Origin of the sequence: Micromonospora sp. WMMA1949 (assembly GCF_027460145.1) — a bacterium.
In the GTDB taxonomy this organism is placed as follows: Bacteria; Actinomycetota; Actinomycetes; order Mycobacteriales; family Micromonosporaceae; genus Micromonospora.
In genome coordinates, this window is sequence record NZ_JAPZBG010000001.1 from 6,175,119 (window position 1) to 6,191,284 (window position 16,166).

The following is a 16,166-nucleotide window of genomic DNA, read 5'->3' on the forward strand; positions in this document are numbered from 1 at the left end:
CAAGGGGATCGCGTCACGGGTGAGGTCGGCGAGGTGGCGGGGTACGGCGGGCGCGGCCGCGCCGGGCGGCGGCGCGCATCGCGGCGCGGGCCAGTTCCGGCCGGTCGGCGGCCCCGTCGAGGCTGGCGGCGAGCGCCCGCACGGTCGGGTGGCGGAACAGGTCGAGCATGGTGATCGAGCGGCCGGTGGCCTCGGTGAGGCGGGCGTGCACGGCGGCCAGGGCCATCGAGTGGCCGCCGATGTCGAAGAAGTTGTCGCTGACGCCCACCGCGTCGCGGCCGAGCACGTCCCGCCAGATCCCGGCGATCAGCTCCTCCGTCGCGGTGAGCGCGTCCGACCCGGCGGGCAGCGGCGCGCGGGCCGGTTCGGCCGTGGCGACGCTCATCGCGCCGAGCGCCGCGACGCGTACCGCCGGGCGGGGCAGCTCCGGCGCGACCTCGGCGGCCGGCGCGTCCGGGTCGGCGGCGAGCGCGCCGACCAGGGCGGCCAGGTCGGCCAGGAGCGCTTCGATCCGCTCGGCCTCGAAGAGGTCCGGGTTGTGCACCACCTCGACGCCGGCCCGCCCGTCGCGTTCCACCACGTAGACGGTCAGGTCGAACGGCGACCCGGGCTTGGGCACCGGCACCGGCTCGACGGCCAGGCCGGTCAGCGTCAGCCGGGGCGTGACGAAGTTGAGCACGTTGAACAGCACCTGCACCAGCGGGGCGCGGGAGGTGTCCCGGCCCACGCCGAGCGCCTCGACGACGCGTTCCAGCGGCGCGCCCGGGTGGGCGGTGACCTCGTGCAGTTCGGCGGCGGCCCGGTCGACCTGCTCGGCGAAGCTCGCGCCGCCGGAGCGGACCCGCACCGGCACGGTGTCGATGAAGAACCCGATCACCTCGTCGAACGCGGCCAGTCGCCGGTCGGCGACGATCGCGCCGAGCACGTGCTCGTCGCTGCCGGTGACCCGGCGCAGCAGCTCGCCGAACGCGGCCAGCAGCACTGCCGCGACTGTGGTGCCGCGCCGGGTGGCCAGGTCGCGTACGGCCCGGTCGGCGGTCTCGTCCAGCCGTACCGCGGCTTCCACGCCGGCGTACGTCTGCACGGCCGGGCGGGGACGGTCGCGGGGCAGGTCCAGCACGGTGGGCGCGCCGGCCAGGTGCGCGGTCCACCACGCCAGGTCGGTCTCGCCCCGGCGCCGGTCCCGGTCGGCGCGCCACACCGCGTAGTCGGCGTACGTGGCGGGCAGCGGCGGGCGGCCGGGCACGGACCGGTCGAGCGCGCGGGCGTACGCGAGCGCCAGCTCGTCGTAGAGCAGCGCCTCCGACCAGCCGTCGAACACCGCGTGGTGCACCGTCACCGCGAGCACGTGCTCCTGCGCGGCGAGCCGGTACACGGTCACCTGCCAGGGCGGCCCGGTGGCCAGGTCGAACGCGTGCCCGGCCCCGGCCGCGAGCATCCCGGCCAGGTCACCGTCCGGGTCGGCGGTACCGGTCAGGTCGACCACCGGAACCGCCACGTCGGTGGGTTCCTCGCGGACCGCGTACGGCACGCCGCCGTTCTGCGGGATGCGCCAGCGCAGCACGTCGTGCCGTTCGGCGACGGCCCGCAGCGCGGCGCCGAGCGCGGTGACGTCCAGCGGCCCGCGCAGCCGGTGCGCGACGGCGATGTTGTACGGCGCGCTGGACGGGGCGAGCTGGTCCATGAACCACAGCCGTCGCTGCGGCGGGGACAGCGTCGGCGGGTTGCCGGTGGTCAGCTCGTCGGCGTCGGCGGGGTCGGCGGCGCGGACCCGGTCCACGAACGCGGCGAACGTGCGGTCGGCGAACAGCACCCGCGCGTCCACCTGCCGGCCCAGCTCCGCGCGCAGCGCCGCGACCAGCCGCATCGCGGCGATGGAGTTGCCTCCGGCGGCGAGGAAGTCGCTGTCCGCGGCGGGCGCCGCGCCGAGCAGCCGGGTCCAGATCCGCCGGACCGCCGCCGTCACCGGGTCGTCGTCGGCGGACGCGTCGGCCACGGCGGCCGGGGCGGTCGCGGCCAGCTCGCGCAGCGCCGGCCGGTCGAGCTTGCCGGTGGTCGCGCTGACCGGCAGCGCGTCCAGCCGCACCGTCCGGGCCGGCAGCATCGCGGTGGTCAGCCGCGTCGCCGCGTACGCCCGCAGCTCGTCGTCGCCGGGCGCGCCGGCCGGGGTGAGGAACGCGACCAGCTCGGCGCCGGCCGGGCCGAGTACCGCCTCCACCGCGACCCGCTCGACGCCCGGGCAGGCGGCGAGCACGGCCTCGACCTCGCCCAGCTCGATGCGCTGGCCGCGCACCTTGACCTGCCGGTCGGCGCGGCCGAGGTAGACGATCCGGCCGTCCGGGCCCTGCCGGACCAGGTCGCCGGTGCGGTAGAGCCGTTCGCCGGGCACGTCGCCGAACGGGTCGGGCACGAACCGCTCGGCGGTCAGGCCGGGCCGGTTGAGGTAGCCGTCGGCCAGGCCCGGCCCGCCGATCAGCAGCTCGCCGGTCTGGCCCGCCGGCACCGGCCGCAGGTCGGCGTCGACCACGTACGCCCGGTGGTTGGGCAGCGGCCGGCCGATCGGCATCGGGTCGGTGTCGGCGTCGGTGAGGTCGCAGGCGACCGCCAGGACGCTGGTCTCGGTCGGGCCGTAGCCGTTGACGAAGCGCCGGCCGGGCGACCAGCGGGCGACCAGCTCGGCCGGGACCGCCTCGCCGCCGCAGATCAGCACCCGCCACGACGGAAACCCGGCCGGGTCCAGCAGCGACAGCACGGTGGGGGTGATGAAGCCCCAGGTCACCTCGTGCGCGGCGGCGAACCGGGCGATCCGCGCCGGGTCGGCCCGGTCCTCGGCGCCGAGCAGCTGCACCGACCCGCCGAGCGTCAGCGGCACGAACAGGTCCATGACGACCACGTCGAAGCCGAGCGAGGCGATGCCGAGGCTGCGCACCGAGGCGTCGGCGCCGGTCAGCGCGGTCACGCCGGTGACGAACTCGACCAGATTGCGGTGGGTGTTCAGCACGCCCTTCGGGCGGCCGGTGGAGCCGGAGGTGAACAGCACGTACGCCGGGTCGCCGGGGCGGGCCGGGCAAGGCGCGAGCGGGGCCGGGCCGGGCGGTCCGAGCGTCGTCACGCCGGGTTCGTCGCCGAACTCGGCCGCTGCCGCGTCGCCGACCACCACCCGTACGCCCGCGTCGCGGGCGATGCCGCGCAGCCGCGCCCGGGGGCCGCCCGGCTCCAGCGGCACGTACGCGGCACCGGACAGCAGCACGCCGACCACTGTGGCCACCAGGTCGGGGGTACGCGCGCCGCACACGCCGACCCGGTCGCCCCGGCCGACGCCGTGCCCGCGCAGCGCGGCGGCCACCCCGGCGGCCCGGTCGACGAGCTGCCGGTAGGTGAGGCGGGTGTCCCACTGGCGCACCGCCACCGCGTCCGGCGTGCGGGCGGCCTGCTCGGTGATCAGGTCCGCGAGGGTGGCGTCCGGCCAGGGCAGATCCGGGCCGTGGACGGCGCTGACGGTCAGGGTGTCGGTCACCGGAATGCTCCAAGGGGTTCGGCCGGGTCGGTGATCTGGAGGCGGAGTTCGCTGACGTAGCCGCGGCCCCGGGCGTCGGGCACCCAGGCCTCGGTGGGCGCGGGCAGCAGTTCGGAGACCACCACCGGCACGTCCGGCCCGGTACGCAGCGCGGCGTCGACCATGGCGCACAGCGACTGCGCGTACAGCGGCCCGGTCAGGTCCACGTAGCAGGGTTTGATCTCGGTGCCGACCTTGACGAAGACCCGCTCGGGCAGGCCGGTCCCGGCGCGCCAGCGGCGTACCGCCAGGTAGCGGGCGGACTCGTCGGAGTGGCCGCCCAGCCCGCACGCCCCGGCCGTGGTGCGCCAGGTGCGCCGCGCCACGACCAGCCGGTCGATGGTGATGCGGGGCGTGTACGCGGCGGCACCGAGCAGCTTGAACGCGTCGAGCAGCAGCGAGCCGAGCAGCGTGGCGAAGACCTCCATCAGCGGCCAGCGGGCGCCGTCGGGGAAGACCGCGGTGAGCTGGTCGCCGGTGCGCTCGACCACCACTGCGGTGGCCGGGACCAGGCGGTCCACGTCGGCGCCGTGCGCGGTGTCGATGCCGAGCTGACGGTCCGCCGGGCCGGTCAGCGCGTACGTGGTGCGGGTGGTGCGGCGGGGGAAGCTGTCCGGCCACAGCACCCGCAGCCGGACCGGGCCCAGGTCGGCGTCGAGGTCGGCGCGCAACGCGGCCGGGTCCGGGTGGAACGGGCTGAGCACCGCGCTGTCGAAGGCGACCGAGGCGGGGTGCAGCTCGCCGAGCACCAGCAGGAAGTCGCCGCGCTCGACGGCCTCCGGCGAGTCGGCGCACAGCTGCACGTCCGGGTTGTGCAGCCGGGCCGACGGCCAGCCGGGCCGCGTCGCCGGGAACAGCTCCCGGGCCCGCTCGGTCAGGTCCGCGGCGCGCAGCCGCAGCTCGGCCTGGCCCTCGGGCAGGTCGGCCAGGCCGAACAGCTCGGCCCAGCGTGCGGTGAGCGTGGCGCCGGCCCGGCCGATCGGGCCGTCCGGGGCGATGAGCGTGCCCTGGGCCAGCAGCCACAGGTCGGCCAGCCGCACCGGGCCGTCGGCGGCCAGTTCCTCGTGCAGCTCGGTGAAGAGGTCGCCGCAGCGGGCGGCCACCTCGCCGGTGAACCACCGGGCGGTACGCAGCACCACGGCGAGGGGCTCGGCGAGCGCGTCGAGCACCGCCGAACCGATCCGGAACTCCAGGTCGCGGGCGGTCTCCTCGTAGCAGACCGTGCGGGCGGCGTACATCTGGCCGCTGTGCCGGGTGGCCGGGCGCCCGGTGACGGCGGTGAACTCGGCGTTGAGCGCGGCGAGCGCGGCGCCGAGCCGGTCCGGGTCACCGGCCGCGGCGGCCACCGCGTCGCGGGCGGCGCACAGCCGGCCGAACTCGGCCGCCGTCGCGGCGCGGACCGGCTCGTCGCCGATCGCGGCGATCCGCGCGGCGAGCACCCGCTCGGCGTCGGGCGCGATCGGCAGGTTGGCGCCCCAGCTGAGCCGGCCGCGCTCGACCCAGCGGTCCAGCAGCAGGTAGACGTCGTCGGGTCGGTGCACCTCACCGGCGTCGCAGAGCCGGTGCGCCAGCTCCAGCGCCGGGGTCCGCCCGTCGCAGACGCCGAGCAGCACCGCCTCGACCGGGGTCAGCGGGACCGGCGGGTGCAGCGGCACCCGCAGCTCCCGCCCGGCGACGGTCAGGTGCGGTTGCAGGGCGGGCGCCCACCAGCGGCGCACCGCGAGGTCGTCGGCGAGCCGGTCGGCGTACGCGATGAGCGCCCACGCCTCGAAGTACACCCGCCGCCGGTGCACCAGCGCGTCACCGGGCGCGGCGTGCAGGCCGGGGCGGGTGGCGTCGAACGTGCCCCAGCAGACCGGGCCGAAGAAGCCGATGGTCTCGGCCTTGCCGCAGTAGCGCTGCCAGTAGCGCAGCAGGCTCAGCTCGCGCTTGCGGCGGCGGACGTTGCGGACCTGCGGGTCGGTGCGCAGCAGCCCGTCCAGCGCGATCAGCATGTCCGGGTTCTGCCAGGTCACCGCCTCGCGCAGCAGCGGGTCGGCGGCCAGTTCACCGGCCACGCCGGAGGACGCGGCGAACGCCTCGGCCAGCGCCTCGCCGAACACCTCGGGGCCGGTGTCGCCGGCGAGCAGCGCGTCCGCGGCGGCGGCGCAGGCCGGCGCCGCGAACCGGTTCAGCCCGGCGGCCGGGAAACCGGCTGTACGCAGGACCACGTCCCGCCACACCGACCAGCCGGTGTCGCCCAGGGGCAGCAGGTGGCTCACCGGTTGTCCTCCCGCCGGGCGTCGGTGATGTGCAGGCGCAGCTCGCTGAAGTAGCGGCGGCCCTGCCCGTCGGGCACCCACGCCTGCTCCGGCGCGGGCAGCATCTCGCTGACCGTGAACGACACGTCGTCGCCGCCGTCGACCCGGGCGGCGCGCACCATCGCGCAGAGCGTGGTGGCGAACGCCGGCGCGGACAGGTCCACGAAGCAGGGTTTGGTCTCGGTGCCGAACTTGACGTACACCTGCTCGGGCAGGCCGAGGCGGCGGCGCCACTCCCGGACGGAGAGGAACCGGTCCCGTTCGCCGTTCGGCAGGGCCAGGCCGCTCTCGCCCACTGTGGTACGCCACGTCTGCCGGGCCAGCACCAGCCGGTCCACGGTGATCCGGGGCGTGTACGGCGCGGCGGCGACCAGCTTGAACCCGTCCACGGCGTGCGCGCTGAGCGGCTCGGCGAAGATCTCGACGAGCGGCCAGCGCTGCCCGTCCGAGGCGGTGGCGACCAGGTCGCCGTCCACCTCGTCGACGACCAGGTCGACGGTGGGCAGCACGCGGGCCGGGTCGGCGCCCGGCGCGTCGAGGAACGCCAGGTGCCTGTCGGTCGGTCCGGTCAGCGACTCGGCGGTACGGCTGGTCCGCCGCGGCCAGTCCGCCGGGAACAGCAGCCGGACCCGCCGCTGACCGAGGTCCGCGGCGAGCGCGTCGCGCAGCCGCTCCACGTCCGGGTGCGACGGCGTGAACACCGCGCAGTCGAACGACGACCAGGCGGCGTGCAGCTCGCCGAGCACCACCGTGTAGTCGCCGCGCCGCAGCGCGTCCGCGTCGGTCGCGCAGATCTGCAGGTCGGGGCTGTGCATGGCGGCGTTGGACCACTCCGGGCCGGTGCCGGGGAACACCGCGTCGATCCGGTCGGTGAGGTCGGCGGCGCGCAGCCGTACGTCGGTGGTGCCGGCGGGCAGCGTGTCCAGGCCGAACAGCCCGGCCCAGCGGGCCGCGAAGTCCGCCGCGACCGCGTCGACCGGTCGTTCCCCGTCGCCCCAGAACATGCCCTGGGCCAGGAACCACAGGTCGGCCAGCGGCACCGGGGCACCGGACTCGGCGCGCAGTTCCTCGTAGAGGCCGCGCAGCACGTCGAGGTAGGCGCGGGCGAGCGCGTTGGCGAGCCACCGGGCGGCGCGCAGCAGCACGTCCAGCGGGGCGGCCAGCTCGGTGAGCAGCGGCGCGCCGAACACCACGTCCAGGTCCCGCGCGCTGTCCTCGTAGCAGAGCGTGCGGCCCGCGTACATCTGCCCGGCCCGGCGTACCGCGGGCACGCCGGTCAGCTCGGTGAACGTGGCGTCGAGGGCGTCCAGGGCGGTCCGCAGCCGGTCCGCGTCGCCGGCCGACGCGGCAACCGCGTCGCGGGCGGTCCGCAGCCGGTCGAACCCGGCGCGCGCGGCGGCGCGGGCCGGCTCGTCGCCGATCGCGTCGATCCGTTCGGCCAGCACCCGCTCGGCGTCCGGGCTCACCGGCAGGGCCGCGTCCCAGGTGACCAGTTCCCGCTCGACCAGCCGGTCGAGCAGCGCGTAGCCGTCCTCCGGGCGGCGCAGCCCGATCGCCGGGTCGGCGACGAGGTCGGCGGCGGCCCGCCGGCCGTCGGCCGCGCGCAGCAGGGCGGCCTCCACCGGGGTCAGCGTCAGCGGCGGGCGGCCGGGCCGCAGCACGTCGCGGCCCCGGACGGCCAGGTGGGCCCGCAGCATCGGCGGCCACCACCGGCGTACGGCCAGGTCCGCGCCGATCCGTTCGGCGTACGCGGTCAGCGCCCACGACTCGAACCACACCCAGCGCCGCCGGGTCAGACTCTCGCCAGGGTTGACCTGGGCAACCTCCGGTTGCGCGGGATCCACTGTGAGCCAGCAGCTGGGGCCGAAGAAGCCGACGGTCTCGTTCTTGCCGCAGTAGCGCTGCCAGTACTTCAGCAGCGCCCGCTCCCGGTCCCGGCGGCGGACGTTGCGGGCCGCGTCGGCGCCGCCACGGACCAGACCGTCGAACGCGACCAGCGCGCCCCGGTTCTGCCAGGTGACCGCCTCGCGCAGCAGCGGGTCGGCGGCCAGCTCGCTGAACCGCTGCGCGCCGGTGCGCAGCGCCTCGTCGAACTCCTTGGCGAACCGGTCCTCGCCGGCACCGGTGGCCAGCAGTTCGTCGGCCGCCGCGGCGGCCCGGGGCGCGGTGAACAGCTCCAGCCCGTCGGCGGGGAACCCGGTGGTCCGCAGCATCGCGTCGCGCCACACCGACCAGCCGGTGTCGCCGAGGGGAACCCGGTGCGCGGCGCCGGCGGTCCCGCGACCGGCGGCGCGCACCGGGTCCGGACCCGCGTCCGGCGTGCCGGCGCGGGTGTCGGTGGACGCGGAGGTCAGGTCGGCCCGGATCAGCCCGGCCAGCTCGGTCAGCCGGTCGTGCAGGAAGAAGTGCCCGCCGTCCAGCTCGTGCAGGGTGAATCCGGCCGCGGTGTGCTCGGCCCAGGCGGCGCTCTGGTCCCGGGTGACCGCGCGGTCGGCGCGGCCGGCGAACACGACGATCGGCACCGGCAGCGGCTCGCCCGGCACGTAGCGGTAGGCGTCGACCCGGCCGAAGTCGGCGTGCAGCAGCGGGAGCAGCAGCTCCACCAGCTCGGGGTGGTCGAGCAGCTCGGCGGGGAGGCCGCCGCCGTCGCCGAGGCGGCGCAGTAGCTCCTCGTCGGTGGCCCGGGACAGCCCGTCGAACGGGCCGGGCGTGGTGACGTGCGGGGCGCGGGCGCCGCCGACGTAGAGCCGCAGCGGCAGCGGACGGCCGGTGCGGCGCAGCTCGCGGACCACGTCGAAGCCGAGCCGTCCGCCCATCGAGTGGCCGTAGATCGCGTACGGGCGGTCGGCGCGGGAGGCGATGGCCTCGGCCACGTCGGCGACGCCGAAGTGCGGGTCCTCGGTGATCCGGTTCTCCCGGCCGGGCAGTTGTACCGGCACCACGTCGACGCTCGCGCCGAACTCGGCCGCCCAGCGCCGGAACGCGCTGGCGCCCGCGCCGGCGTAGGGAAGGCAGAACAACCGCACCGGCGCCTCGGGTCGGCTTCCGGCGGAGACGAACCAGTTCACCGCGAACCTTTCTGCACGGGGTCGATCCAGTGCCGGCGGCGCTGGAACGGGTAGGTGGGCAGTCCGGTGCGCCGCACCGTGCCCTCGGGGTGCAGCGCGTGCCAGTCGACGTCGTGCCCGGCGACCCACTCGGCAGCCGTCTCGCGCAGCGGGCCGCCGTCACCGGCGATCCGGGCGTCGGTGTCCAGCAGCACGTCCAGCGCGGACAGCGCGGCCGGCAGGTCGGCGGCGACGACAGCCGCCCGGTGGGCGAACGCGCGCCGGCCCAGCGCCAGCGTGTCGGCCACGTCGGACAGTGCCGGGGCAGCGCCGGCGAGGTGGCCGCGCAGGCGGGCGAGCGCGGCCCGCAGCGCCGCCGGGGTACGCGCGGAGACCGGCAGCAGCCACGGTCCCTCGCCCGGCGGGTCGGCCGGCTCGGCGGGCGGCGGCTGTTCCACCACGACGTGCGCGTTGGTGCCGCCCAGGCCGAACGCGCTCACCCCGGCGACCCGGCGCCCGTCGTCCGGCCAGTCCCGCGCCTTGGTGGGCACGTAGAACGGCCCGGCGGTCAGGTCGATCTCCGGATGCGGGCAGGTGAAGTGCAGGTTCGGCGGGATCACCCCGTGCCGGACGGCGAGCACCGTCTTGATCAGCCCGGCGATACCGGCGGCGGCGTCGAGGTGACCGATGTTCGTCTTCACCGAGCCGAGCGCCGTGGACTCGGCGGGCGCGGCGCCCGCGTACACCTCGTGCAGCGCGGCGACCTCGATGGCGTCGCCCAGTGGCGTACCGCTGCCGTGGCCCTCGACGAAGCGGACCTCGCCGGGCGCGACCTCGGCGGTGGCGAGCGCGCCCGCGACGGCGGCGGCCTGTCCGGTCGGACCGGGAACGGCGAAGCCGGCCCGGTCCGGGCCGTCGTTGGTGACCGCCCAGCCGGGCAGGATCGCGTAGATGCGGTCGCCGTCGGCCTGCGCGTCGGCGAGCCGGCGCAACGCCACCACGCCCGCGCCGGAGCCGAAGCCGGAGCCGGAGCCGGCCTCGTCGAAGGCGCGGCACCGGCCGTCGGGCGACGCGAGCCCGCCCGCCCGGTGCCGCGGCCACATCACCGTGGACCCGCCGGCCAGGGCCAGGTCGCACTGGTAGTCGGCGAGGCTCTGCGCGGCCACGCACACCGCGACCAGCGAGCTGGAGCAGGCGCTCTGCACGGCCATCGCCGGGCCGGTCAGGCCGAGCCGGTAGGCCACCTGCCCGGGCAGGTGGTCGGTGAACTGGCGGCCGACGAGCCGGGCCTCCCAGTCGTCCGGGTCGACGTCGCCGACCACCGCCGGATTGTCCATGAGGTGGAACAGGAAGTAGCGGTTGGCCGAGGTGGCGGCGTAGACGCCGACCAGCCCGGGGAAGCGCGCCGGGTCGTGCCCGGCGTCCTCCAGCGCCTCCCAGGCGGTCTCCAGGAACAGCCGGTGCTGCGGGTCGGTCCGGGCGGCCTCGTCGGCGCCGAAGCCGAAGAACTCGGCGTCGAAGTCGGCCACCCCGTCGAGGCGGCCGGTGGCGCGGACGTGCCGGGGGTCGGCGCGCAGGCCGGGGCCGACGCCGAGCGCGGCCAGTTCCTCGTCGGTGTGGTCGTGCACGGAGTCGACGCCGGTGCACAGGTTCCACCAGAACGTGGCCACGTCGGGTGCGCCGGGGAACCGCCCGGCGACGCCGACCACGGCGATCTCGTCGCCGGTGTACTCGCGGGCGGCGCGGACCGGCGCGGCGGGTGCGGGCAGCACCGGGGCGCGGACCGCCTCGGGCGGGGCGTCCAGCAGTGCCGCCTGGGTGGCGATGGTCGGGTGGTCGAACAGGCGCAGCATCGGCAGGCGGACGCCGAACCGCTCGGCGAGACGCTGCTGCACCTGGCCCAGCAGCAGCGACTGCCCGCCCACGTCGAAGAAGCTGGCGGTGCGGGCGACGGCGGCGCGGCCCAGCACCGCGCACCAGATGTCGTGCACCGCGCGCTCGGTGTCGGTGGCCGGTGCCTCCCCGGCGGGCACCTCGATCACCGGGCCGGGCAGCGCCCGCTCGTCGACCTTGCCGGTGACGGTGAGCGGGAACTCGTCAACCACCACCACCGCGCGGGGCACGGCGTAGCCGGGCAGCGCGGCGGTCAGCGCCGCGCGCAGCGCCGCCGGGTCCGGGCGGGTGCCGGCCGGGCGGGCGTACGCGAGCAGTTCGCCGTCGCGGACGACGGCGCGGACGCCGGCCACGCCGGGCTGGGCCGACAGCACCGCCTCGATCTCGGTCAGTTCGACCCGGTGCCCGCGCACCTTGACCTGCCGGTCGAGCCGGCCGAGGCAGACCAGTTCCCCGCCGGGCAGCAGCCGGCCCAGGTCGCCGGTGCGGTACGACCGCAGCCCGTCGGCGTCGACGCCGAACCGGTCGCTGTCCTGGTTGAGGTAGCCGGGGGCGAGGTGGCGGCTGCGGACCACGATCTCGCCGGTGTCCGGTGCGAGGTCCAGCCGGTAGCCGGGGAACGCGGTGCCCACCGGCAGCGGGCCGCGGGCCTCCGGGTCCAGCTCGGACAGCCGCAGGACGTGCCGGGCGGCGAACGTCATCTCGGTGGCGCCGTAGCCGTTGACGAGCAGGCACTCGGGGCCGAACCGGTCCCGGCCGCGCGCCGCGTCGGCCCAGGTGGCCTGCTCGCCGCCGAGCAGCACCGCCCGCACCGTGGGCAGCCGGCGCGCGCCGAGCGTGTCGAGCAGGAAGCGGTAGACGGTGGGCGTGCAGTGCAGCACCGTGGCGCGGTGCCGGTCGAGCTGCTCGACGGCGTACGCCAGCCCCTGGCGGCGCAGGTCGACCGGGACGACGGCGGCGCCGGTGAGCAGCGCCGGGTAGAGGTCGGGGATGGCGGCGTCGAAGCTGAACGACGCGAGCAGGCTGAGCCGGTCGTCCGGGCCGATCGCGAGCGCGGCGATCTGGTTGTCGACGACGTGGGCCAGGTTGCGGTGGGTCTGCGCGACGGCCTTGGGCACGCCGGTGGAGCCGGAGGTGAACAGCACGTACGCCGGCGTGTCCGGGTCGGCCGCGATCGGGCGCAGCGGGGCCGGCGGCACCTCCTCCAGCGGCACGACCGGGCGTTCACCGGCCAGGGTGGACGCCAGGTCGCGGTGCTCGGCGGCGCAGGCCACGGCGGTGACGCCGGCGGCGTCGACCATGTGGCGCAGCCGCGCGACCGGGAAGCCCGGGTCCAGCGGCACGTACGCGCAGCCGGCCGCGAGGGCGCCGAGCAGCGCCGCCACGGTGGGTGCACCGTGCGCGGTGAGCAGCGCGATCCGGTCTCCGGCACGCAGGCCCGCGGCGGCGAACACGGCAGCGTGCCCGCCGGCCGCCCCGGCCAGCTCGGTGTAGGTGACCTCGTGGGTCTCACCGAGAAGTGCCGGACGTCCGCCGTGTACCGCCGAGATCGCGCCGAAACGATTGATGATCATCGTCTCTGCCATGTCAGGAAACGGTTCGCGCTCCACTGAGGACACGCAGGCAGCAATCGACGAATGTGATCATTGATCCCCCCCAGGACTTCACATTGGAAGCAGGATATGGCTCGATCCGTGCGCCGGAAGAGCGGCGATGAGGCTTGAGCCGAAGAGGGGACGAGACCCTGGAACCTCGGACGGAGGAATTCGTCCGATCATCCCTCTAGCGCGTAGACGATTTACAGCGTACGCGTCAGGCGACAACTTATTTTACGGTGAAAATACTTCCGGGCCGTGGAATCTTCGCCGCAGACGGCCTCGGTGCCGCAGCTCGACCCGGGTCGCGGGGAGCCTGCTCAGACATCGTACGGCGGCCGTGGAATGGGGTCCACCATGGCGTCGAAGCCCTTCGGCAGCTGCGCCACGAGGTCGTGGAACTCCCCCACGGTCACCGTGTCGCGCAGGGTGGCGAGCACCGCCACGGCACCCACCTCGGCGACCGCCGGGTCCACCGCCGCGCGTTCGGCCACCCGGTACAGGAAGTCCACCGCACCGCCGGTGGTGGCCGTGCCACCCGGCTCCAGATAGCCGCCGACGTCGTCCGGCAACTGCGCCGCCAGGTCGGCCGCCTCGTCCGCGGTGATCCGGTCGGCGAGGGTCTGCAACACCGCGCGGGAGACGGTGGCGGCCTCGTCCGTGGGCAACTCGGCCCGTCGCGCCACCGCCTCGACGAACAGGGGGAACCGCATCCCACCCCTCCCCTCGCCGCCGGCGGGCACCACGCCCACCCGGTCGGCCCCGGCGGGTACCCGCCTCCACCCGGGCCAAACTCCCCCCGCCACGGCGAGCAGCTGCCCCGTCGCGAACCGGGGGTAACATCCGCGCCATGGCACCCGTCACCCACCCCGGCGCCTGCCCGCTGGACTGCCCGGACACCTGCGTCTGGCAGCTGACAGTCGACGACGGCCGGGCGGTCGCGTTGCACGGCGACCGCGACCACCCGTTCACCAGGGGCGCGCTCTGCGGCAAGGTGAACCGCTACCTGGACGCGGTGAACGGGCCGGACCGGCTCACCACCCCCTGGATCCGCACCGGCCCGAAGGGCGCCGGCCGGGTCGCGTACCGGCCGGCGACCTGGGACGAGGCAGTGCAGCGGGTCGCCGCCGGGCTGCGCGCGAGCATCGAACGCGACGGCCCGGAGTCGGTGCTGCCCTACTACTTCGCCGGCACGATGGGCCTGGTCCAGGGCTGGACCATGGGTCCCCGGCTCTTCGCCCACCTGGGCGCGTCCCGGCTGGACACCACCATCTGCACGGCCGCGGCGCGGGCCGCGCTGCGCTCGCTCTACGGCGCCTCGGTCGGCTTCGAGCCGGAGTCGATCGTCGAGGCGAACCTGATCGTGCTCTGGGGCGCCAACCCGCTCGTCACCAACCTGCACCTGTGGCCGTTCGTGCAGCAGGCCCGCGAGCGCGGCGCGTACGTGGTGACCATCGACCCCCTGCGTACCGACACGGCGGCCCGCAGCGACGAGCACGTCGCGCCGCTGCCCGGCACCGACGCGGCGCTCGCCCTCGGGCTGATGCGGCACATCCGCGACGCCGGGGCGGCCGACGAGGCGTGGCTGGCCGCGCACACCACCGGCTGGCCGGAACTGGCCGCCCGGCTCGACGACTGGCCGGTGGAGCGGGCCGCCGCCGAGTGCGGCCTGCCCGCCGGGACGGTCCGCCGGCTCGGCGAGCGGATCGCCACCACCCGGCCGACGGCGGTACGGGTCGGGCTGGGCCTGCAACGCCACCACGGCGCCGGGCAGGCGATCCGGGCCATCTGCGCGCTGCCGCTGGTCACCGGCGACTTCCGGTACCCCGGCGGCGGAGCCCTGGTGACCACCAGCGGCCACCACCCGGTCGACAACGGCCCGGTGATCCGGCCGGCCGGCATGCCCGCCCCGCCGGCCCGGTCGCTGAACATGAGCCGGCTCGCAGCCGTGCTCACCGGGGAGGCCGACCCGCCGGTCACCTCGCTCGTGGTGTTCAACGCCAACCCGGCGGCGACCGCGCCGGACCAGGCCCGGCTGCTGACCGGGCTGGGCCGCGCCGACCTGTTCACCGTGGTGCTGGAGCAGCGCTGGACCGACACCTGCGACTACGCCGACGTGGTGCTCCCGGCGACGATGCAGCCCGAGCACCTCGACCTGCAGACGTCCTACGGGCACCACTACACGACGCTGAACCTGCCGGTGACCCGCGCGCCCGGCGAGGCGCTGCCGAACACCGAGATCTTCCGGCGGATCGCCGCGGCGCTCGGCGTGGACCACCCCGCGTTCTCCGACAGCGACGAGGACCTGGCCCGGCAGTTGCTGGCCGGCGCCCCGATCACGTACGAGGAGTTGCGCGAGCGCACGTACGCCCGGCTCACCGGCGTGCCGGTGGGTTCCGCGCCGTACGCCGAGGGCGGTTTCCCCACCGCCGACGGGCGGGCCCGGCTGCACGACCCGGCGCTGGCCGCGCTCGGGGTGGACCCACTGCCCGGGTACACGCCACCGGCCGAGGCGGCCGACCCGGATCTGGCCCGCCGGTTCCCGCTGACGCTGCTCACCCCGGCCAACCGCTACCTGATGAACTCCACGTTCGCCTCGCTCCCGTGGCACACCCGCCGCGCCGGACCGCCCCGGGTGCACCTGCACCCGGCCGACGCGGCGGCGCGCGGGCTCACCGACGGCGACGCGGTACGCGTCCACAACGACAGGGGCGCGTTCCTCGCCGCGGTGGCCGTGGACGACGCGGCCCGGCCGGGCCTTGCGTTCACCTACAAGGCGTACTGGGCGCGGCGCAGCCCGGGACGGTCCACCGTCAACGCCGTGACCGGCGTCCGGGACACCGACCTGGGCGAGGCGCCGACGTTCCACGACTGCCGGGTGCAGGTCGAGCCGGTGCCGGCCGGCCTGCTGACCGCCGAGCCGCCCCTGGACGATGCCGCCGAGCCCGTCGCGGCTGGGTGATTCGGGACCTCCGGCCCCCTGACCTGGTCTTTGCGCCCCTGCTGCCGGCCCGTCGCCGCCGCCTAGCGTCGGTGGCGGACACAGGGAGGTTCGCCATGCGTACGTGGCAGGTGCAGGACGTGATGACCAGGAACGTGGCGTCGGTACGGGAGGGCACGGCCTATCGGGAGATCGTCGACGTGCTGGCCGACCGGCACGTCACGGCGGCGCCGGTGGTGGACGAGACCCGCCGGGTGCTGGGCGTGGTGTCCGAGGCGGACCTGATGTACAAGGTGGAGTTCCTGGGCCGGCCCCGGGAGCGGGGGATCCTGCCGGACCGGCACCGCCGCGAGGCGCGGGCGAAGGCGGGCGCGACGCTCGCCGCCGACCTGATGACCGCTCCCCCGGTCACGATCACCCCGGACGCGACGATCGTCGAGGCGGCCCGGCTGATGGACGCGCGCGGCGTGAAGCGGCTGCCGGTGGTCGACGACCTCGGCCGCCTGGTCGGCATCGTCACCCGCGGTGACCTGCTCAAGGTGCACCTGCGCCCGGACGCCGGCATCCGGCGGGACGTGGTCGAGGAGGTGCTGTGGCGCAGCCTCGGCGTCCGCGACGGCGTGGTGGACGTGACTGTCGACAGGGGCGTGGTGACGCTGACCGGACAGGTGGAGCGCCGGTCCACCGTACAGCTCGCGGTACGGCTGACCCGGCAGGTCAGCGGCGTGGTCGAGGTGGTCGACGCGCTCGGCTACGCGATCGACGACGCGCCGATGGCGGGCCTGCGCATCGGCGGTGCCCCGGCCGGCCTCGCCTGACCCGGCACGAGACGGT

The 16,166-nt window shown here is 76.1% G+C and carries 7 protein-coding genes; 2 read left to right on the forward strand and 5 right to left on the reverse strand.

Annotated features, from left to right (window positions below):
- Window positions 1-13: 13 nt before the first annotated feature.
- From O7607_RS28875 to O7607_RS28895, 5 genes are all read right to left on the reverse strand, one after another.
- On the reverse strand, window positions 14-3,517 hold the full coding sequence (locus O7607_RS28875) for an amino acid adenylation domain-containing protein (RefSeq protein WP_269706603.1): 3,504 nt from the start codon (window positions 3,515-3,517) through the stop codon (window positions 14-16).
- Window positions 3,514-5,817: a lantibiotic dehydratase gene (locus O7607_RS28880; protein WP_269706604.1), complete on the reverse strand. Its 2,304-nt coding sequence runs from the start codon at window positions 5,815-5,817 to the stop codon at window positions 3,514-3,516. Before O7607_RS28880 ends, O7607_RS28875 begins: the two co-directional genes overlap by 4 nt.
- Entirely contained in the window at window positions 5,814-8,924 is a 3,111-nt protein-coding gene (locus tag O7607_RS28885; RefSeq protein WP_269706605.1) for a thioesterase domain-containing protein, read from the reverse strand. Before O7607_RS28885 ends, O7607_RS28880 begins: the two co-directional genes overlap by 4 nt.
- On the reverse strand, window positions 8,921-12,382 hold the full coding sequence (locus O7607_RS28890) for an AMP-binding protein (protein ID WP_269706606.1): 3,462 nt from the start codon (window positions 12,380-12,382) through the stop codon (window positions 8,921-8,923). Before O7607_RS28890 ends, O7607_RS28885 begins: the two co-directional genes overlap by 4 nt.
- Before the next feature lie 329 nt (window positions 12,383-12,711).
- On the reverse strand, window positions 12,712-13,104 hold the full coding sequence (locus O7607_RS28895; protein WP_269706607.1) for a DUF2267 domain-containing protein: 393 nt from the start codon (window positions 13,102-13,104) through the stop codon (window positions 12,712-12,714).
- 137 nt (window positions 13,105-13,241) lie between these two features.
- On the opposite strand from O7607_RS28895, the gene O7607_RS28900 reads away from it, so the two are divergent.
- Together O7607_RS28900 and O7607_RS28905 are read left to right on the forward strand one after the other, a co-directional pair.
- Window positions 13,242-15,353: a molybdopterin-containing oxidoreductase family protein gene (locus O7607_RS28900; protein WP_269706608.1), complete on the forward strand. Its 2,112-nt coding sequence runs from the start codon at window positions 13,242-13,244 to the stop codon at window positions 15,351-15,353.
- Between the two features lie 95 nt (window positions 15,354-15,448).
- Window positions 15,449-16,150: a CBS domain-containing protein gene (locus O7607_RS28905; RefSeq protein ID WP_269706609.1), complete on the forward strand. Its 702-nt coding sequence runs from the start codon at window positions 15,449-15,451 to the stop codon at window positions 16,148-16,150.
- The last annotated feature ends 16 nt before the right edge of the window (window positions 16,151-16,166 follow it).

Excerpts from the sequence above, each read along its gene's own strand:
- O7607_RS28890 (WP_269706606.1), bottom strand. The coding sequence starts at position 12,382 with ATGGCAGAGACGATGATCATCAATCGTTTCGGCGCGATCTCGGCGGTA.
- O7607_RS28895 (WP_269706607.1), bottom strand. The coding sequence starts at position 13,104 with ATGCGGTTCCCCCTGTTCGTCGAGGCGGTGGCGCGACGGGCCGAGTTG.
- O7607_RS28900 (WP_269706608.1), top strand. The coding sequence starts at position 13,242 with ATGGCACCCGTCACCCACCCCGGCGCCTGCCCGCTGGACTGCCCGGAC.
- O7607_RS28905 (WP_269706609.1), top strand. The coding sequence starts at position 15,449 with ATGCGTACGTGGCAGGTGCAGGACGTGATGACCAGGAACGTGGCGTCG.